Raw genomic sequence first — 18,616 nt, 5'->3', positions numbered from 1 at the left:
CATAAGCACCGGTTTAGGATTCGTTGCAAGTGGGAAAATGACGTCAGGTGAGTTTACATAGCAGCGTAGACGAGGCCGCATATCTGGGGCATGTCAGGTGGCATGTCACGCGTGATCCTCTTCAACAAACCTTTTGGTGTGCTGTCGCAATTCACCGATGCGAAAAGCCCGACACCACGCCCGACGCTTTCGGCCTTTATCGACGTGCCGGGCGTCTATCCAGCGGGCAGGTTAGACCGTGACAGCGAAGGGCTCTTGGTGCTCACAGATGATGGAAAATTGCAGGCCCGCATAGCTGATCCGAAAAACAAAATGACCAAAACATATCTGGTGCAGGTCGAAGGCGCGCCAATAGACAAAGACCTGCAACCGCTGCGTGACGGGGTCACATTGAAAGACGGACCGACGCGGCCCGCCAAAGTACGCCTTATCGATACCCCTGCCTTATGGGACCGGGATCCACCAGTGCGGTTCCGCAAGTCGGTCCCCGACACCTGGCTTGAGATCACGATCAGCGAAGGCCGTAACCGACAAGTGCGGCGCATGACAGCGCATGTTGGGTTCCCCACACTACGGCTCGTGCGCTGGCGCATCGGCAACTGGACCCTTGATGGGATCGCAACCGGAGACTGGCTCGAGACCGCAGCGAAGGGACCCACCGCATGAAAACGCCTGCCCTTTTGCTTCCGCAAGCTGCGACCCGTTCATGGGATGCTTTGGCAAAACAGTATCGTCGTACTTTGGCACAAATGACTATCTACGCAGATGCCGACCCGCTGCACTGGCGCAGTTTTCAAGCGGAACTGCGCGCCATAGAACGCTTTGCACATCCCAAGTTGCTGACTGATTGGCAGTTGAAGAATGAACGTGAGAGGTACGACCGAACCGAAGGCCGAGAAACTCTCGCAAACGACCTGCGCAAGCACGCGGAGGCCTACGACGCACTTGGACTGCCAAATGCGGCTGATGCGGACCGAAAAAAGGCGACCTTCCTAGAGCAGATTGATTGGGTTCAAATCCCCCTACCCCATGACAAACACGCGCCGTCTAGCATTCCGAACGATGTGCGAACCGGATTGAATGCGTTGTATGAAGATGAATGCGCCGCACGGACACCAGAAGCACTGGCCCTATTGCTGTCTCGCATGACAAAAAACGGCGCTCGCTACAACATCCTGCCGGACGAAGACTGCGATGCGGCTATCATCGACATGACGTTGAACAGTCACGCCTTCGCCGACCGGATTCAAAAGCACCCCCATGACGGCTTCAAGCCTGAAGGCATTCTACATGGCCTGTCAACGGATGAGCGCGACTGGGGTCGGGCTGTAATTGATCAGGGCATCGATCTCTATTTCAACATCTGGAACATACTCTCCGCTCCGGACACTGCAAGAACCAGCCGGTCGCTTTGGTACACGTCCAAGGGTGTTGTGCTCTTTGCGAATGACGCTGAAGAGCCCGCAATTGACGACGCCCCCTACAGCGTTGCGGTGCAAGCCATCGCATGGCAAACCCAGCACCCGTTTCATAGCTTCCGTTATCTTCAATCGACCAAGGCATCTCGCGACGCAGAACTTGCTCCGCTGCGCCACCAGATGCACCGTTTCGCGACTGCAATCAAAGATCTTGACCAGCTGCAAAACAAAGGACCGCTGCGGCACTTTTTCGCGATACCGGTTGTTGGTCCGCTCTTCTATCAGGCGGCTCTTGCATTTCGCCCAACGGCGGCTTTCAGAATGTTCCATGGCATGGGAAATCAAGGCGCAAGCAACGCAATGCTCTTGCGCCATATGTTCCGGATGGCGCTTTGGTCCGGTGTCTTGTTGTTCACGGCCTCGCGCGGGTCAGTGACATCATCGCTGAATGTCATCTTTGGCGATGGGGACGGATCGATTGGTTGGTCCACCTCTTTTCTTATCGCATTCGTGTTGCTGACAATGGCCTGTATTCAGGTCAGCGTCGCGACGTTCGGTTTGATCAAAGGTTCACTTGATCGGGCCGCTGGCAAAGATTGGAACATCTCGCCACCTTTGCCGGAAACCGGGCATAGCAATTTTTTGTCGCGTATATTTCGCATGCGCCGAAAGCCGTGATGAAACGGTAGAGATCATCAATGCGCGGCCAGCAGATCGACATTCACGACATCCAACCAAGCCTTGTTCAGAAAGCCCAAATGTCGGACCATACGGGCATACCTCGCTGCGATGCTAGCGTGAAAACCACCGCCTATGGTTTGACGGCACCGTAGCCACCACCGCCGGGCGATTTCAGCACAAAAATGTCCCCTTCGTTCATCTGCGCAACATCGTTGCCCTGCATGGGTTCAACGGTTCCGTCCAATCGCACAACCGCGTTTTCGCCAGTTGCACCAGGCGCACCCCCAGCAGCCCCATGCGGCGCGGTCTGACGGTGCGAGGTGAGCGTTGTGACCGTCATCGGTTCATTGAAGCGCAACTTGCGCACGATCCCGTCTCCTCCTTTGAATTCCCCTGCCCCCCGGAGCCACGTCGGATGGAAAACTCTTGCACACGGACGGGGAATCTTGTTTCCAGCACCTCTGGGTCGGTCATGCGCGTATTCGTCATGTGGCTGTGAACGGCACTCGCGCCATCGAAACCATCGCCCGCGCCGGTTCCACCGCAGATAGTTTCGTAGTTTTGGTGGGTATCATTGCCGTAAACAAAATTGTTCATTGTTCCTTGACTGCCTGCGATCACCCCAAGCGCGCCATAGAGCGTGTCAGCAATGGCTTGCGACACCTCTGTATTCCCGGAAATCACAGCGGCGGGGGCATCGGGGTTTATCATGGACCCTTTTGGCACCTTGAGTTGCAAGGGTTTCATGCAGCCTTCGTTCATCGGTATATTTGAGCCAACCAACGTACGGAAAACATAAAGCACCACAGCCCGACAGATCGACAGAGGCGCATTGTAGTTGAGTTCGTCCTGGTCGGATGTCCCCGCAAAGTCGATCTCGGCAGTGCGCGCGCCCTTGTCGACGGTGATCTTAACCTTGATCTGGGCACCGCTGTCCATCGGGTAGATGAACTGACAATCATGCAGCACATCCAGCACACGGCGCACGCTTTCTTCGGCATTGTCCTGCACGTGGCTCATGTAGGCGTGCACCACGTCCAGACCAAACTGCCGGGTGATCCTCTGCAGTTCGCGCTCGCCCGTTGCGTTCGCGGCAATCTGCGCAGAAAGATCAGCCATGTTCTGATTGACGTTCCGGCACGGGTACTTCGCAGACGACAGCAGTTCACGCGTCTGTTGTTCTTGCAGCACCCCCTGTTTGACCAAGACGAAATTGTCGATCAGCACACCTTCTTCCTCGATGTGGCGGCTATCGGGAGGGGCGGAGCCCGGCGTTGTACCGCCAATATCCGCATGGTGGCCGCGCGATGCGACAGTATAAATGATGTTCTCGCCTGCATCGTCGAAGACCGGCGTAATCACCGTGACGTCCGGCAAATGGGTGCCGCCATTGAACGGATTGTTCATCATGAACACATCACCGGGTTGGATCTTGCCTGCGTTCTGGGTCAGGATGGATCGTACACTTCCCGACATGGATCCAAGGTGCACCGGCACATGCGGCGCATTCGCGACGAGATCCCCATGCTGGTCAAAGATCGCACATGAAAAGTCGAGCCGTTCTTTGATGTTCACCGAATAGGCCGTGTTCGCAAGTGTTGCGCCCATCTGCTCAGCGATAGACATGAACAGATTGTTGAACACCTCCAACATGACTGGGTCAACGGATGTACCAACGGCCTCAGAACGCTCGAGCGGAACAACGCGGCGCAGCAGGAGATTTCCACCTTGCATGCACTCAGCCTGCCAGCCGTCCTCGATAATGTTGGTACCCGTCGGTTCCGTCAGAATAGCTGGACCCGACAAGGTTGCGCCAGTCGCAAGCGTCGCGCGATCGACCAAGGGCACGTCGGTCCATCCACCGTGCGAATACATCTGTGCAGTTTTTGTCTCTGCGTCGACATGGGACGTGTTGGACAAGGTCACATTTTCCCCCGTGGACCCAATGGCCTCGGCGGTAAGCAAATCGATAATCAACTCTGCATCATGGGGCACAAATCCAAAGCGTGTTTTGTGGGCAGCGTTGAATTTTTCGGTCATATCTTCAGCCGTGCTGAAGGGAACTTCCAACGTCTGATGTGCGCCGTCAGTACGAATATGTGCAGAGACAACCGTTGAGATATCACCTTTGCTGATGCCTTGGGCAAGGACGTCTGCTTGCGCCGCAGCGACCAAATCGCTAAGGGCTATTTCGGCCTGCTCAGTATCATTGATCGATCCGGCAAATTGATGTTCGTGGATCGCCCGCACATCGGCGAGCCCCATCCCAAACGCTGACAGTACACCCGCGAACGGATGTATAAAAATGCTCTCCATGCCGAGCGTATCGGCCACAAGGCAGGCATGCTGCCCCCTGCACCGCCAAAGCAATTCATTGTGTACTTGGTCACATCGTATCCGCGCTGAACGCTGATTTTCTTTATCGCATTCGCCATGTTTTCAACGGCGATACGCAGGAAGCCCTCGGCGATCTCTTCGATGGTTTTGTCCGTACCGATCTGGGCCCGAAGCGCCGTGAATTTTTGGGCTACAACATCTGCATCGAGCGGTTCATCGGCATTTGGACCAAATACCGATGGGAACTGGTCGGGTTGCAGTTTGCCAAGAAGCACGTTGCAATCCGTCACAGTCAAAGGCCCGCCACGACGGTAGGCAGCCGGCCCCGGATTGGCGCCAGCACTTTCGGGGCCGACCTGCATGCGCCCGTCGCGATAGGACAGGATCGAGCCGCCACCAGCCGCGACCGTATGGATTGACATCATGGGTGCCCGCATCCGCACACCCGCGACTTCGGTCTCAAACGACCGTTCAAATTCGCCTGCGTAGTGGCAGACATCTGTTGACGTACCGCCCATGTCAAAGCCAATCAGACGATCAAACCCAAGATCTGCTGCAGTCCGCGCCATGCCGACAACACCACCTGCCGGGCCGGACAGGATTGCATCTTTGCCCTGAAAACGCCCGGCGTCTGTAAGGCCCCCGTTCGATTGCATAAACATCAGACTGTCACAACCACCTTTGCCTGCATTCAGGGCAGAGGCAACTTGGTCAATATAGCGGCGCAGGATCGGAGAAAGGTAGGCGTCAACAACGGCCGTATCCCCACGCGAGACCAGTTTGATCAGCGGGCTTACTTCGTGGCTGAGCGAAACTTGGGTGAACCCAGCTTGTAAAGCCATCTCACCCAATTGTTTTTCGTGGCTCGTGTATTTGTAGCCATGCATCAGCGCGACTGCCACGGACCGAAACCCCATGCCATATGCCCGTGACAAAGCTTCGCGTGCCTTGTTGGTATCAAGTGGGTCGATGACTGTGCCGTCTGCCGCGACGCGTTCCTCGACTTCAATCACCTCTTCATACAATAGTTCCGGCAGTTTGATGTTGAGTGCAAACAGATCAGGACGGTTTTGATATCCAATCCGCAACAGATCCCGCAGGCCTTTTGTGATCAGCAAAACCGTTCGCTCACCCTTGCGCTCGAGCAGCGCGTTGGTCGCAACGGTCGTACCCATCTTGACGGCCGCGATCTGGCCAGATGCAATGTCCGCGCTCGGATCAACGTCCAGAAGGGACTTGATCCCATAAACGGCTGCGTCAGGGTATACTTCTGGATTCTCGGACAAAAGTTTGTGCGTCTTGAGCGTGCCATCAGGTTTGCGTGCAACAATATCCGTAAAGGTACCACCGCGATCGACCCAAAATTGCCATTTACCTGTCTGCGCGTGATCCAACTCACCCTCCAAGAATCAATTTGTTGTTGCTTTATGGGTATAACGCTGACAAATTGTCAACGTAATGGATTCGAATTTGTTGATCCGTTCTGATCAGATAGGGAGACACCTCATGAAACACTTCATATTCGGCGCCGCCGCGCTTGCCTGCGCCACAACCGCCTCGGCGCAGAGCTGGGACATGCCAACGCCATACGGTGACAGCACATTCCACACACAAAACATTGCGCAATTCGCTGACGACGTCCGTGCAGCAACAGACGGCCGCTTGGACATTACCCTTCATTCCGCCGGGTCACTTTTCCCGCACGCGGAAATTAAAGGCGCAATTCGTAACCGTTCGGTCCCGCTCGGCGAATTCTTTTTGTCGCGCCTGTCCAACGAAGATTTGGCCTTTGGCGTCGACAGCCAGCCATTTGTTGCCACCAGCTATGACGACGCAGCCCGTCTTTGGGCCGCTCAAGAGCCTGTCATCACAGAACTATTGGCAGAACAGGGTCTGATGCCCTTGTTTTCTGTGCCGTGGCCAGCCCAAGGGCTTTACACCAACGGCGAAGTCGCAACAGTTGATGACCTGAACGGTTTGCGGTTCCGGGCATACAACGCCGCGTTGGAAGAATTCGCAACGCTGGCGGGCGCGTCGCCTGTCCAGATCGAAGCGTCCAACATCCCGCAGGCATTTGCCACAGGCCAGGTCGAGGCGATGATCACGTCCCCCTCGACTGGCGTGAACTCGACCGCTTGGGATTTTGTGACCCACTACACCCCAATCAACGCCTGGGTGCCAAAGAACATTGTTGTCATCAACAAACGCATGTTCGACGGGCTGGATGCTGACGCGCAAGCTGCGGTGTTGGAAGCAGCAGAGGCCGCCGAGACCCGCGGTTGGGAAATGTCAGCGGCGGAAGCCGACAGCATGACCGCCGCCCTTGCTGAAAATGGTATCACCGTTTACGAGCCAAGCGCCGAACTGATCGAAGGTCTGCAAGGCATCGGCGAGACAATGCTCGGCACTTGGGATGCCGCCGCATCAGACAGCGCTCGTGCCGTTCTGAACGCCTACAACAACTAAACCTTCCCTGAACTGGCCAGTCGCATCTGTGCGACTGGCCAGTTTTTCGATCAAAGGACGCCAATGCGATGTCTCGCTTACTTCAAAAACTCTACGATTTATGCGGCATGATCGCGGGCGGGTTGATCTTGTGCATCTGCCTTTTGATCTCGGCCCAGATCTGTTTGAACGCCTTCGGGCGCATCGCACCTGGGATCTTGCCGTCAACGATTCCTTCGTATGCTGATTTTTCAGGCTTCATGCTTGCCGGGGCGACGTTCCTTGCAATGGCCCATACTTTGCGGGCCGGAGGGCACATTCGGGTCAACCTTGTCGTATCACGCCTGCCCCAAAAGGCTCAGTTTATCGCTGAGGTGTTTGTGTTGGTGATTGCGGCTGTTCTGATCGGATACGCGGCGTATTTCATGGGCGATCTTGTGCGTGAGAGCATCCACTATGGCGATCTGTCGAATGGTATTGTCCCTATCCCGCTGTGGGTCCCGCAAAGTGTTGCAGCCTTTGGTATCAGTCTTTTGTTGGTCGCAGTGATCCACACACTGTTTGAGTTGCTCGCCGCCCGAAAACCAATCCTTTCTAGCCCGGACGAGGTATAGTTATGTCAGATCCTATGGTCGGCCTTGTTCTATTGGGATTTTTGTTTCTGCTACTCGCCAGCGGGGTTTGGGTCGGCATCTCCCTCTCGCTCGTTGGCCTTGCCGGACTTGTCTTCTTTTCAAACGCACCGTCTGGTCTGGTTTTGGCATCAACCTTCTGGGGGCATTCGTACAGTTGGGCTTTGACAGCTCTACCATTGTTCATCCTGATGGGAGAAATCCTGCTTCGATCCCGGATGAGCGATGACATGTTCACGGGCCTTGTACCCTGGCTGAGCCGCGCACCGGGGCGCCTGTTGCATGTGAATGTTTTTGGCTGTGCGATCTTTGCGGCCGTATCTGGGTCCTCGGCTGCGACCGCTGCCACCATCGGGCGTATGTCGGTGCCAGAGCTGACAAAACGCGGCTATCCCGAAAGTCTGATCCTTGGCACACTCGCGGGCTCTGCAACACTGGGCCTGCTGATCCCCCCGTCTATCATCCTCATCGTGTACGGCGTTGCGACAGAGCAATCCATCGCCCGCCTGTTCATCGCAGCGATCATCCCCGGCATCATGTTGATGACCCTGTTTGCCAGCTATGTCGCGGTGCGCGCATGGATGAACCCTGATTTGATCCCTGCCATCGACGAGACATTTTCGTTGCGTGAAAAATTCCGCGCGTCGCGTCGCCTGATCCCCGTTGCGTTGCTAATCTGCGGTGTCATCGGTTCAATCTACGGGGGGCTTGCCTCACCAACGGATGCGGCGGCGTTAGGTGTTGTGCTGGCAACCATCCTTGCTTGGACTTCCGGGGCATTCAGCTGGAAATTATTTGGTGAAGCGGTCATGTCCGCGACGCGGACATCCTGCATGATCGCGCTCATCCTGCTTGGTGCAGCCTTCCTGTCGGTCGCGATGGGGTTCACGGGCCTGCCGCGTAATCTGGCAGCATGGATCTCCGACATGAACCTATCTGTCGCCGCCCTGCTCTTTGCCTTGACGATCTTCTTTATCGTTCTGGGGTGCTTCCTTGACGGCATTTCTGTCATTGTACTGACCACGTCCATCATCATGCCAATGGTCAGCGCCGTTGGGATCGACCCGATCTGGTTTGGCATCTATCTGGTCATCGTCGTCGAGATGAGCCAGATTACCCCCGTCGGGTTCAACTTATTTGTTATTCAGGGCCTGACCGGAATTGATATTTTGCGTATCGCGAAAGCAGCATTCCCATTCTTCCTACTGCTTTTACTTGGTGTCTTGCTGATCTGCCTATTTCCGCAGATCGTCACTTTCCTACCGACGTTTATGGCAAGCTAAAGCGACGCTGCCGCCCTACTGGCCTGATCATACTGGCCAGAAAGGGCGCGCAGGCTCGCCGCGATTTCACGCATCTCATCGCCTGTCATATCCAGACGAGACAGCCCGTCAAGAAAACAGCGATCCCGCATTTCTCGATAGGCTTCGCACAGCGTTTCGCCCGTCCTTGAGGTGCTATAAAACACCTCTTTGCCACGCTTTTCGGATACCAACAGTTCCATCTTCATCAGCTTTCGCAACGCATAATTCACAGTATGCGTATCTTCGATGTTCAACAGAAAACAGATATCTGTCAGTCGTTTGTCCCGACCCCTGTGATTGGTATTGTGCAGAACTAGAATTTCCAAAGGGGTCAGGTCAGTGTTGCCCGCCGCCGACATGCAGCGGGTCATCCACCGCGAAAATGCGTTATAGGCAATGATCATACCATACTCGATTTCCGAGGCTTCCCAATTCTCCCCGTTTGCCAGATGGCGCGATGACACAATGCGTCTTTTGGGAATATCGTGATCGCTCATACCTGTATTTCCTCAGCGTTTTCCTCGCGTTTAGCCTACATAAAGCAAATGGAAAGCGCAATTTTGGATTGAGGGATTGAGAGTTGATTTGGCGAATGTGAGGCAAGCCATCAAAACACGTCTACGCATGCAATCGCCTGTACTGATGAATGGGGAGCTTGCGGCCTCTTTCACGGTACTGGCGCCAACAACAGTCACGATCCAAGTCTTGCGGATACTTACCCCAAACGCAATTTTTGACAGATCCGAAGCCTAGTTACCGACAGCTAGTCGCCAAGGACCTTCGATGCAGTTGCCTCATTGATGGCAAGCAGCGTATCATAGAGCGTCGCGAGCCGGAGGAGAGACTTTACGTCTACATCGTGTGGCAGAGCAGACAGAGGATCAATGAAGAAGATCAAAGTGTCCAGCCGACCCTCTGAAATCATGGCACCGATCTGTGCGTCGCCACCAAGCGGGCCACTTTTCAGGCGCGTGACCGACAGGTCCGTGGCTTCCTCGATACGGCCACCAGTCGTACCTGTAGCATACAGGGTCATGCCCTTTAGAACCTCTGCATTCTTCTGGACCCACGTCACCAGCTTGTCTTTCATTTGATCGTGAGCCACGAGCGCAACGCGATGCGGTTTATTTGGTTTCCCTTTGCTGGTGTTCGTCAATTCACCGTTCCACGCCAGTTGCGTCCGCCGCCCAACTCCAGGTCAAAGGCGACTTAACTTTAAGGGCGCCACTGAGGTGCTGACGCATCCTGTAAGATGCATCCACGATGTTGCCGCTTTCAAGCAAGGACAGAATTTCCAGATGCTCGGTGCATTGTTCCACTAATCGTTCGCGGTTGATTTCAGCGCGATACTCCATCAGCCTGCGCATCCGGTTGACGCGCTGCAAGGCCATCAGAAAAAATGGATTGCCTGACAGTTTGATGATTTCTTCATGGAAAAGGGAACCGTTTTCCAACATCGGCTGACCACGCGCTACATCCGAGTCCATTTCAAGCATCCCTTCCTGAATCCGCCTTTGCTCATCCAGCACCTTGCGGTTGAGTTCAAACGAGGGTTCGAGCATCGCTGCTGGCTCAATCGCCAACCGGAACCGGTAGATTTCATCAAAGGCTTCAGGGGTTTTCGCAACAGGAAGGAAACGCCAACCGTAGCCTTCCTTTCGTTCCGCCCAGCCCTCTTTGGCAGCGCGGACAAGAAGCTCGCTGACTTTGGCCTTGGTCCAATCGTATCTTTGCCGAAGTGATTGTTCGGTCACTTCTTCAGCGATCTCATTGGTTAGCCAGTCGTGCGCAAGTCTTTGATAGTCATCAGCCTCTGCCGGGTCAGCATCTGCGAGCCGATCCTTGACCTTTTTTGGAAGCTTCTGCGCTACAAAGTATCCGCGGTTCTCGTGCCGCACGAGGACGCTTAGCTCTTCAAGACTAATCAACGCCTCGCGCACGGGCGTTCGTGAAACACCGTAACGATCAGCGACTTGTTGTGCGCTGATATGCTGACCACCTTCCAGCGTTCCCGCAAGAATGTCATGAAGAATCCGATTCGATATTTTATTTGACAGTTCACTTGTTCGCACTTTTTACTGCCTTCTTTTTCTCGCAAATCGGACGTAGATTGCATATCATGTCCACATCATAGCCGGGTATATGCTTTTATGCACATAGAAATCCAAAAGATTTATGCTCTCCACAGCAAGAAAATTGGCTCTTACTTTCTAAAATTGGACTTTGGTCTGACCAAAAGAATGCAGCGCGCTAAGATTGAACGATATATTATTCTTATTTCCTGTTAAAAATCAAGTTCTTAAACGCATGTCACTTTGCGGTTCGAGTGCTAACTTGCTTTTTTGCTATCATAAAATCAAAAATGAATTGGCTTTATGGATATAAATATGCAATCCGGGTGGCAGCGTGAGAATCGCGCATCGGAACACAACATCCTGGGAGGACACTCGTGTTTATGAAACTTACTCGCATTGGCGCATTTGCCATTGCAGCATCCGTAGCTGGCGCAACAACCGCGACAGCAGAATTCAAAGCTGAAAGCCCGCAGTGCATTGCACCATCAAATCCTGGTGGTGGATGGGACTTCATCTGCCGGACAACCGCAAAATACCTTTTTGACCTTGGTGTCATCGAAGACTCGATGCAGGTGACCAATATGTCAGGCGGCGGCGGTGGTGTTGCCTTCGCGCACGTTACGCAAGAGCGCAACGAGGACAACAACCTCATCGTTGCGGCATCAATGTCGACCAGTGCTCGGATTGCTCAGGGCATCTACGAAGGTGCAGAGCAAGATGACGTTCACTTCCTTGCGACGTTTGGTGCGGAATATGGTGCAATCGCTGTTCCGGCCGACTCTGAGTATCAATCATTGAATGAAATGATGGATGATATTCTTGCCGATCCAAAGTCTGTTGGTATCGCAGGCGGTTCGTCTGTTGGCAGCTTTGACCACATCAAGCCAATGCTGCTTGCACGTGAGGCTGGCATGGAGGACGTCACACAACTGAAGTACGTCTCCTTCTCTGGCGGCGGTGAAGCCATGACAGGTCTTCTTTCTGGTTCGGTCGAAGCTTTGTCCGGCGATTTCTCTGAAATGCTGGGTTTTCTTGAATCTGGTGATATCCGGATCCTGGGGATCATGGGCCCAGAGCGTTTGAGCAACTTCCCTGACATCCCAACGGCCAAAGAGCAGGGTTACGACGTGATCGGCGCTAACTGGCGCGGTCTGTACATGCCAGCAGGTGCCTCTGATGAGGCCAAGGAATTCTGGAGCAACGCCATTCAAACAATGGTTGCTGATCCTGCTTTCCAGGAAACCCTTGAAGCCGCAGCTATGGCACCTTTCAACAACTTTGGTGACGACATGTACAACTTCGTCGCACAGAGCATTGAAGATGTGACCAAACTGTCAAAAGAAATCGGTATCATCGAGTAATGGTTCCGTCTGGCTGACTTGCTTTGCAGCGGGTCAGCCAGCACTCAAATCTTCCTGGGAGGACATCATGAGCGACCGCATCTTTGGCGGTGTGGGGTTGGCGCTTGCCATCTTCTACATCTGGGCCGCGTCCACGATCAAACTGACATTCATGGTCGACCTCGTCGGCCCACGGACATTCCCCTACCTCATCGGCGCAGGGCTGGCTTTGACATCCGTCTACATGATCCTCCGTCCGGACGATGAACCAGACTGGCCAAGCTTGGGCGGAGTTTTGGAAATCTTGGCGGCGACCGTGGTCATGATGCTTTATGGACGGTTTTTGCCGGAGATCGGCTTCATTATTTCGACCGCTTTGGCAACGGCATACCTCACATGGCGGCTGGGAACCTTGCCTTTGCAGTCTTTGATCGTCGGCGCATCTACGTCTGTCGGGATCTATATCGTCTTCCATCTCATTCTTGGCCTGTCACTGGCCAAGGGCCCTCTTGGGTTTTAAGGACAGAACCGTTGGAAACACTATCTCTTCTTGCAGGTGGGTTCGCACTCGCCTTCACAGCGCAAAACCTGCTGTTAGCCTTGATCGGCTGCTTCATCGGTACAATTGTCGGAGCCTTGCCCGGACTTGGCCCTTCAAATGGAGTGGCGATCTTGATCCCGATCGCCTTTTCACTCGGCCTTGGTCCAATTCCATCGCTTATTCTGTTGTGTAGCGTATATTACGGCGCCCTCTATGGGTCGCGGATCAGCGCGATCCTGTTGAATATCCCTGGCGACGACGCGGCGATGATGACATGTTTGGATGGCCACCCGATGGCCCAAAAAGGCATGCCTGGTCAGGCATTGACCCTCTCTGCTATTGCCTCTTTTGTTGGCGCATTCATCGCAACCTGGGGTCTTGTTTTTCTCGCGCCGCAGCTCGTCAAGATTGCGCTGCTGTTTGGTCCGGCTGAATATTTCGTCCTTTACGTCATGGCATTTGCCACATTGGGCGGCATCATGAGCAACAACCAAGGCAAGGCGCTCTTTGCTGTGGCCTTTGGTTTGGCCATTGCCATGGTCGGCAGTGACAGCCAGACCGGTTCGCAACGTTTCACGTTCGGGCAAATATACCTCTTTGATGGCGTCAGCTTCCTTGTTGCAGTTGTAGGCCTTTTTGCTCTGTCTGAGGTGTTTTACTTCCTCGAAAAACATCAGGGCGGGGCCACTGGCGACGCGAAACAGATGAAAATCGGCAAGCTGCTTCCTAAATGGAGCACGATCAAAAGTTGCATCCCCACCATGGGCCGGACAACCGTGATCGGTTTCGTATGCGGGGTTCTTCCCGGATCAGGCGCAACGCTTGGATCCTTCCTTTCCTATTCGCTTGAAAAGGCAACAGTGGACCGTGAAGGCAAAACCTTTGGCACCGGAGATCCGCGCGGCGTCGTAGCGCCCGAGGTTGGAAATAACGCTGCGGCCGGCGGATCTTTGGTTCCGATGCTATCGCTCGGCATCCCAGGCTCAGGCACAACAGCCATCTTGCTGGCACTGCTTTTGCAGTTGAACATTACACCCGGCCCGCTCCTCTTCTCGAAGAACCCGGATATTGTTTGGAGCCTCATCGCGTCACTGTTCATCGCGAATGTCATGCTGCTGGTTATGAACGTGCCGCTTGTTGGGATCTTCACAAGGGTACTGTTGGTGCCGACCCGGATCATGATGCCGATTGTCGCGATGATCTCGGTCGTTGGTGTCTATAGCCTTTCGGGCTCGACAGTTGATGTGATGACCATGGTTGGTTTTGGCCTCTTGGGCTGGCTCTTTCGCAAGATGGATGTGCCAATTGTGCCAATTATCTTGGGCATCCTTTTGGGCAATGAAATGGAAGTCAACTTGCGTCGTGCCATGACGATCTCAGATGGGGACTGGTTTATTCTGGTTGGCAGCCCACTTGCTATGATCCTGTGGGCCATCGCGATCACTGGGTTCTTGCTGCCCGTCATTCTTGGTCGTCGCGTAAAGAAGCGCATGGCGGCAGAGCTTAAAGAAACAAATGCTGCATCGGACAAGTAAGCCGACGCGCCACAACACGCTTGGCGTTGGCCAAAGATAGGAGATTCAAATGCGTATCATGACACTGCCTTGCGACGGCATCGGTCCTGAAATCATGGCAGCAACTCTTGAAGTAGTTGAAGCCGCAAACAAGAGGTTTGACCTCGGCCTGACTTTCCATGAGGAAGAATCTGGGTTCAACAGTCTGAAAAAGCACGGGATTACCCTGCGCGATGACGTGCTGGACCGCGCACGAACTGAGTTTGATGGGGTGATCCTCGGAACCCAATCGCACATGGACTACCCCCCAGTGGCCGAAGGTGGACGCAATGTTTCAGCGGGTTTTCGGATTGGCCTTGACCTCTACGCCAATGTGCGGCCGGCGCGCAGCCGGGAGTTTTTGCCGAACAAGGCCCCCGGCATGGATCTTGTGATCATGCGCGAGGCGACCGAAGGGTTTTATCCGGATCGCAACATGTTCAAGGGCGTGGGCGAGATGATGCCGGACCCTGACATGGCCCTATCGGTGCGCAAGATTACCCGCCACGGGTCGATGCGCATCTGCCGTGAAGCGTTCAAGCTGGCCATGCAGCGCAAGAAAAAGGTGGCGGCGATCCACAAGGCCAACTCTTTCTTGATGACCGATGGTTTGTTCCTCGAGTGCTTCCGCGAAGTCGCCAAGGACTACCCCGAAGTTGAGACAGAAGAACTGATCGTTGACGCATTTGCTGCCCTTTTGGTGCGCAAGCCACACGAGTATGACGTGGTGGTTGCCACGAATTTTTACGGCGACATCCTCTCAGACCTAGCCTCAGAGCTGTCTGGCTCTTTGGGGCTCGCAGGTTCAATCAATGCCAATGCCGAAACTGGCCTTTGTTGTGCCCAGGCGCAGCACGGATCGGCACCTGATATTCAGGGGCAGAACGTGGCAAATCCGACGTCACTTATTTTGTCGGCTGCAATGATGCTTATCTGGCTCGGCGAACAAAGACGTGTCCCAAAGCTCATGGAAGCAGGTCAAGCGATTGCTGATGCAGTCGATGCAGTTATTGATAATCCGTCCAAACGCACCAGAGACCTTGGCGGCAACGTTAACACCGACGCTTTCGGTGCACACGTTGCTGAAATGATCGCCAAGGAATCCGTTGCTGCTTGAGCACCCTCCCTGTGGGCAATGCCGTCCACACCAACTGGTGGTGCCGCTGCAGCCGTGGCACCACCTCTTATTCATACCGATGAAATGACCCGTCACCCCAGAATAGCATTGATACATGCAACGCGTGTTGCAATTGAGCCCATCGAGTCTGCAGCGAAAACGCTGTGGCCCGAAGCAGAAACCATTTCAATCCTGGAGGAAGGGTTGTCAGTCGACAGGCAAAAGACACAAGAGCTATCGGGCGACTTGTTACGACGCATCGTGGACCTCACTCGCTATGCGGAAGCAGCAGAAGCCGACGGCGTTCTGTTTACATGTTCAGCGTTCGGATCTGCGATAGATCGCGCCAACTTTGAGGCGGGTATTCCGGTAATGAAGCCAAACGAGGCCATGTTCGACACTGCCTTCAGTCACGGAAACCGCGTGGCAATGATTTACACCTTCCCGCCCGCTGCCGAAGGGATGGAAGAGGAGTTTCGTGAAGCGGCAAACGAACGTGGAAGCCACGCCGAAATCAAGTCGTACTTTTGTGACGGTGCATTGGAGGCCAAACGCGCCGGCGACGATGCGCTACACAACCGGCTCATTGCGCAGACCGCCCAATCCATAGATGGGGCCGATGTGGTCTTGTTGGCGCAGTTCTCGATGGCCGGCGCGGCAGAGCACGTGCGCAAGGTCACGTCTCTTCCAGTTCTCACAAGCCCTGAGGCGGCGATGGCCGAAATCAAGCGCCGCATGGAAACGAAAGAACAGGACACCACATGCTGATTGGCGTGATTGCCGATGACTTTACAGGCGCAAGTGACATTGCGAATACATTGGCCAAAGGCACAGCCCCTGAAGGTGGCCTGCGAACAGCGCAGTATGCGGGGATACCCGACACGCCATCCGACCTAGAGATTGAGGCGGGCGTCATATCCCTTAAGAGTCGGTCCGCCCCAATCGATGAGGCCGTCCGCGAGAGCTTGTCAGCGCTGCATTGGTTGCTGGGGCAAGGATGCACGCAGATTGTCTTTAAGTATTGTTCTACCTTTGATTCCACGCGCGAGGGCAACATTGGCCCTGTCGCCGACGCATTGGCTGAGGCGCTTGGCGCAACCGGCGTTGTCGTCTGCCCTGCGTTTCCCACAACCGGTCGCACGATCTATCAAGGGCATCTTTTTGTGAATGATGTCTTGCTCAGCGAGTCTGGGATGCAAAATCATCCGCTCACCCCGATGAGTGACCCCGACATCCGACGCTGGTTGCGTCATCAGACGCCGTCGTCGGTAGGTCATCTGCCTTTGGCGTCCGTGCAAGAGGGTACAGAGAGAGTGCAACAGTATTTGGGCGAAACCCCAGACCGGTTTGTTGTCGCGGACGCAGTAACGGACAAAGACCTGCTCACCCTCGGGCGGGCATTGTCCGGAGCGCCTTTGATCACGGGCGGATCCGGGATTGCGCTTGGCTTGCCAAGGAACTTTATCGCCGAGGCATCTCAGCAAGATCGATCAACTGAAGACCGGCCGGTGTCAGGACCGGCGGCCATTCTGGCTGGGTCGTGTTCGGGCGCGACGCGACGGCAAATTGACGTTCATAAAGAGAACCACCCATGCCTTGCCATTGATGTACCGGGCGTCATGGATGGCACGGTTACGGTGGAGACGCTTGTCGCCTTCTACGAGGCCAACGAAGGTCAACAACCATTGGTCTATTCCTCGGGTACGCCTGAACAAGTCCAAGAAATGCAGGATCAATATGGACGCGAACACGTAGCGGAGAAACTGGATTCCCTATTTGCCGATACGGCGACCGGACTTATCCAGAAGGGTTATCGACGCATCGTTGTCGCCGGAGGTGAAACGTCTGGAGCGGTCGCGCAGGCCGCTGCAAAGGAACTTGGTTCTCCCGCGATGATGATTGGCAGCGAGATCGACCCCGGCGTTCCGGTCCTAACACTCGGACAGAAAAATTTGGTCGCCTTGGCACTGAAGTCGGGAAATTTTGGCTCTGCTGACTTTTTTGCAAAGGCGCTGGACGTGATGGAGGCTGGCACATGACAGATGAAGAACATCGCTTGCGTCAGGATATGGTGCGCTTGTGCCGGTCGCTCTTTGATCGTGGTTTTTCGGTTGGATCTGCAGGGAATGTATCGGCGAAGGTGGCCGATGGGATGTTGATGACGCCAACCAACTCGACCTTAGGATCGCTTGAGGCAGAACGCATTTCAAAGATTGACACAGACGGCAATCACGTTTCGGGCGACAAACCAACAAAAGAGGTTTTTCTGCATCAGGCATTTTATGAGACCCGTCCAAGTGCCGGCGCGGTTGTGCATCTGCACTCAACGTGGGCGACGGCTTTGTCTTGCCTGTCAGACATCAATCCAGACGACTGTATTCCACCATTGACGCCTTATGTCGTCATGCGCGTTGGGCAAGTGAAACTGTTGCCTTATGTCAAACCTGGTGATCCGCGGACAGGCGATATGATCCGCGAGCTCAATGGCAATTACTCGGCGGTCTTGCTTGCGAACCACGGACCGGTCGTGAGCGGCAAGACGTTATTTTCAGCGGTCTGTGCCGCTGAGGAACTGGAAGAAACAGCCAAGCTTGTGATGGCGTTGCAGGGTCAAAAAACCCGACTTCTGAACGAGGAGCATGTCGCTGAGCTCCGCACGACTTTTGGACAGATTTGAGGATCCACATGAAAACCGCCGATTTGATCGACAGCCACGCTTCGGACTTGACGCTTGTTCATCTGCCATTTCGGTTGTTTGGAACGGTGCACAACGTTGCAGCCCCTATTCAGACCATCCGCTGTTTCGAGGACAATACAGTCCTGCGTGCCCAACTCGAGACGCCGGGCAACGGGCGCGTACTTGTCGTTGACGGCGGCGGCTCGACCCGGATTGCCATACTAGGAGACATCCTTGCAGATCTTGCCATCAAGAACGGTTGGGCAGGGTTGATTTTGAATGCATCCATTCGCGACAGCGCGGAAATCAACGAAATGAGCACGCTTGTTTTCGCCCTCGCCACAAGCCCGGTGAAGAGCGCCAAGAAAGGATGGGGTGAGGTCGGTTGTGAGATCAGCTTTGGTGGCGTCAGGTTTTCCCCTGGCGACTGGGTCTATGGCGATGCCGATGGTGTTTTGCACAGCACCAAAAAGCTGATTTGACGTTTTGGTCCGCA

General features: G+C 54.6%; 16 protein-coding genes and 1 pseudogene. 13 read left to right on the top strand and 4 right to left on the bottom strand.

Going from position 1 to position 18,616, the window contains the following annotated elements; all coding sequences use genetic code 11:
• Positions 1-102 precede the first annotated feature (102 nt).
• Both ACZ1G5_RS16120 and ACZ1G5_RS16115 read left to right on the top strand, forming a co-directional pair.
• Complete coding sequence (locus ACZ1G5_RS16120) at positions 103-666, top strand: pseudouridine synthase (RefSeq protein WP_472733808.1); 564 nt, start codon at positions 103-105, stop codon at positions 664-666.
• Entirely contained in the window at positions 663-2,096 is a 1,434-nt protein-coding gene (locus ACZ1G5_RS16115) for a hypothetical protein (RefSeq protein ID WP_472733807.1), read from the top strand. The genes ACZ1G5_RS16120 and ACZ1G5_RS16115 overlap by 4 nt, the downstream gene beginning before the upstream one ends.
• 133 nt (positions 2,097-2,229) lie before the next feature.
• Here the strand turns inward: ACZ1G5_RS16115 and ACZ1G5_RS16110 are convergent.
• Positions 2,230-5,830, bottom strand: a pseudogene (locus tag ACZ1G5_RS16110) (hydantoinase B/oxoprolinase family protein).
• 112 nt (positions 5,831-5,942) lie between these two features.
• Here ACZ1G5_RS16110 and ACZ1G5_RS16105 point away from each other — a divergent pair.
• From ACZ1G5_RS16105 to ACZ1G5_RS16095, 3 genes are all read left to right on the top strand, one after another.
• Positions 5,943-6,902 carry a TRAP transporter substrate-binding protein gene (locus ACZ1G5_RS16105; RefSeq protein WP_472733806.1) on the top strand — a complete coding sequence of 320 codons (960 nt, stop codon included), beginning with the start codon at positions 5,943-5,945 and terminating at the stop codon, positions 6,900-6,902.
• A 68-nt stretch (positions 6,903-6,970) separates the two neighbouring features.
• Entirely contained in the window at positions 6,971-7,495 is a 525-nt protein-coding gene (locus ACZ1G5_RS16100; RefSeq protein WP_472733805.1) for a TRAP transporter small permease, read from the top strand.
• Between the two features lie 2 nt (positions 7,496-7,497).
• A complete protein-coding gene (locus ACZ1G5_RS16095) occupies positions 7,498-8,796 on the top strand; it encodes a TRAP transporter large permease (protein WP_472733804.1) in 1,299 nt (432 codons plus the stop codon).
• Here ACZ1G5_RS16095 and ACZ1G5_RS16090 read toward each other — a convergent pair.
• From ACZ1G5_RS16090 to ACZ1G5_RS16080, 3 genes are all read right to left on the bottom strand, one after another.
• A complete protein-coding gene (locus ACZ1G5_RS16090) occupies positions 8,793-9,314 on the bottom strand; it encodes a winged helix DNA-binding protein (RefSeq protein ID WP_472733803.1) in 522 nt (173 codons plus the stop codon). The two genes, ACZ1G5_RS16095 and ACZ1G5_RS16090, sit on opposite strands and share 4 nt — an antisense overlap.
• Before the next feature lie 266 nt (positions 9,315-9,580).
• Positions 9,581-9,973: a methylglyoxal synthase gene (locus ACZ1G5_RS16085; protein ID WP_472733802.1), complete on the bottom strand. Its 393-nt coding sequence runs from the start codon at positions 9,971-9,973 to the stop codon at positions 9,581-9,583.
• Position 9,974: 1 nt separating this feature from the next.
• Positions 9,975-10,889, bottom strand: coding sequence for a GntR family transcriptional regulator (locus ACZ1G5_RS16080; protein WP_472733801.1), 915 nt, complete (start codon positions 10,887-10,889; stop codon positions 9,975-9,977).
• Between the two features lie 383 nt (positions 10,890-11,272).
• On the opposite strand from ACZ1G5_RS16080, the gene ACZ1G5_RS16075 reads away from it, so the two are divergent.
• The 8 genes from ACZ1G5_RS16075 to rraA all read left to right on the top strand — a co-directional run bounded on the left by ACZ1G5_RS16075 (position 11,273) and on the right by rraA (position 18,602).
• Entirely contained in the window at positions 11,273-12,253 is a 981-nt protein-coding gene (locus ACZ1G5_RS16075; protein WP_472733800.1) for a Bug family tripartite tricarboxylate transporter substrate binding protein, read from the top strand.
• Positions 12,254-12,320: 67 nt separating this feature from the next.
• Entirely contained in the window at positions 12,321-12,752 is a 432-nt protein-coding gene (locus ACZ1G5_RS16070) for a tripartite tricarboxylate transporter TctB family protein (RefSeq protein ID WP_472733799.1), read from the top strand.
• An 11-nt stretch (positions 12,753-12,763) separates the two neighbouring features.
• Positions 12,764-14,308, top strand: coding sequence for a tripartite tricarboxylate transporter permease (locus ACZ1G5_RS16065; protein ID WP_472733798.1), 1,545 nt, complete (start codon positions 12,764-12,766; stop codon positions 14,306-14,308).
• A 49-nt stretch (positions 14,309-14,357) separates the two neighbouring features.
• Positions 14,358-15,443 (top strand): isocitrate/isopropylmalate dehydrogenase family protein, encoded by a 1,086-nt coding sequence (locus ACZ1G5_RS16060; RefSeq protein WP_472733797.1) that lies wholly within the window; start codon positions 14,358-14,360, stop codon positions 15,441-15,443.
• Between the two features lie 18 nt (positions 15,444-15,461).
• Positions 15,462-16,211 carry an aspartate/glutamate racemase family protein gene (locus tag ACZ1G5_RS16055; protein WP_472733796.1) on the top strand — a complete coding sequence of 250 codons (750 nt, stop codon included), beginning with the start codon at positions 15,462-15,464 and terminating at the stop codon, positions 16,209-16,211.
• The gene (gene otnK, locus ACZ1G5_RS16050; RefSeq protein WP_472733795.1) at positions 16,205-17,482 is read left to right on the top strand and encodes a 3-oxo-tetronate kinase; all 1,278 of its coding nucleotides are present in this window, start codon (positions 16,205-16,207) and stop codon (positions 17,480-17,482) included. The genes ACZ1G5_RS16055 and otnK overlap by 7 nt, the downstream gene beginning before the upstream one ends.
• Positions 17,479-18,120, top strand: coding sequence for a 3-oxo-tetronate 4-phosphate decarboxylase (gene otnC / locus ACZ1G5_RS16045; RefSeq protein WP_472733794.1), 642 nt, complete (start codon positions 17,479-17,481; stop codon positions 18,118-18,120). Before otnK ends, otnC begins: the two co-directional genes overlap by 4 nt.
• Before the next feature lie 8 nt (positions 18,121-18,128).
• Positions 18,129-18,602 carry a ribonuclease E activity regulator RraA gene (gene rraA, locus ACZ1G5_RS16040; protein WP_472733793.1) on the top strand — a complete coding sequence of 158 codons (474 nt, stop codon included), beginning with the start codon at positions 18,129-18,131 and terminating at the stop codon, positions 18,600-18,602.
• The last annotated feature ends 14 nt before the right edge of the window (positions 18,603-18,616 follow it).

It is taken from the genome of Yoonia sp. JB2-21 (genome assembly GCF_055693545.1).
The sequence above is the reverse complement of the archived record's forward strand: the minus strand, read 5'-3'. Positions and strand labels throughout refer to the sequence as shown.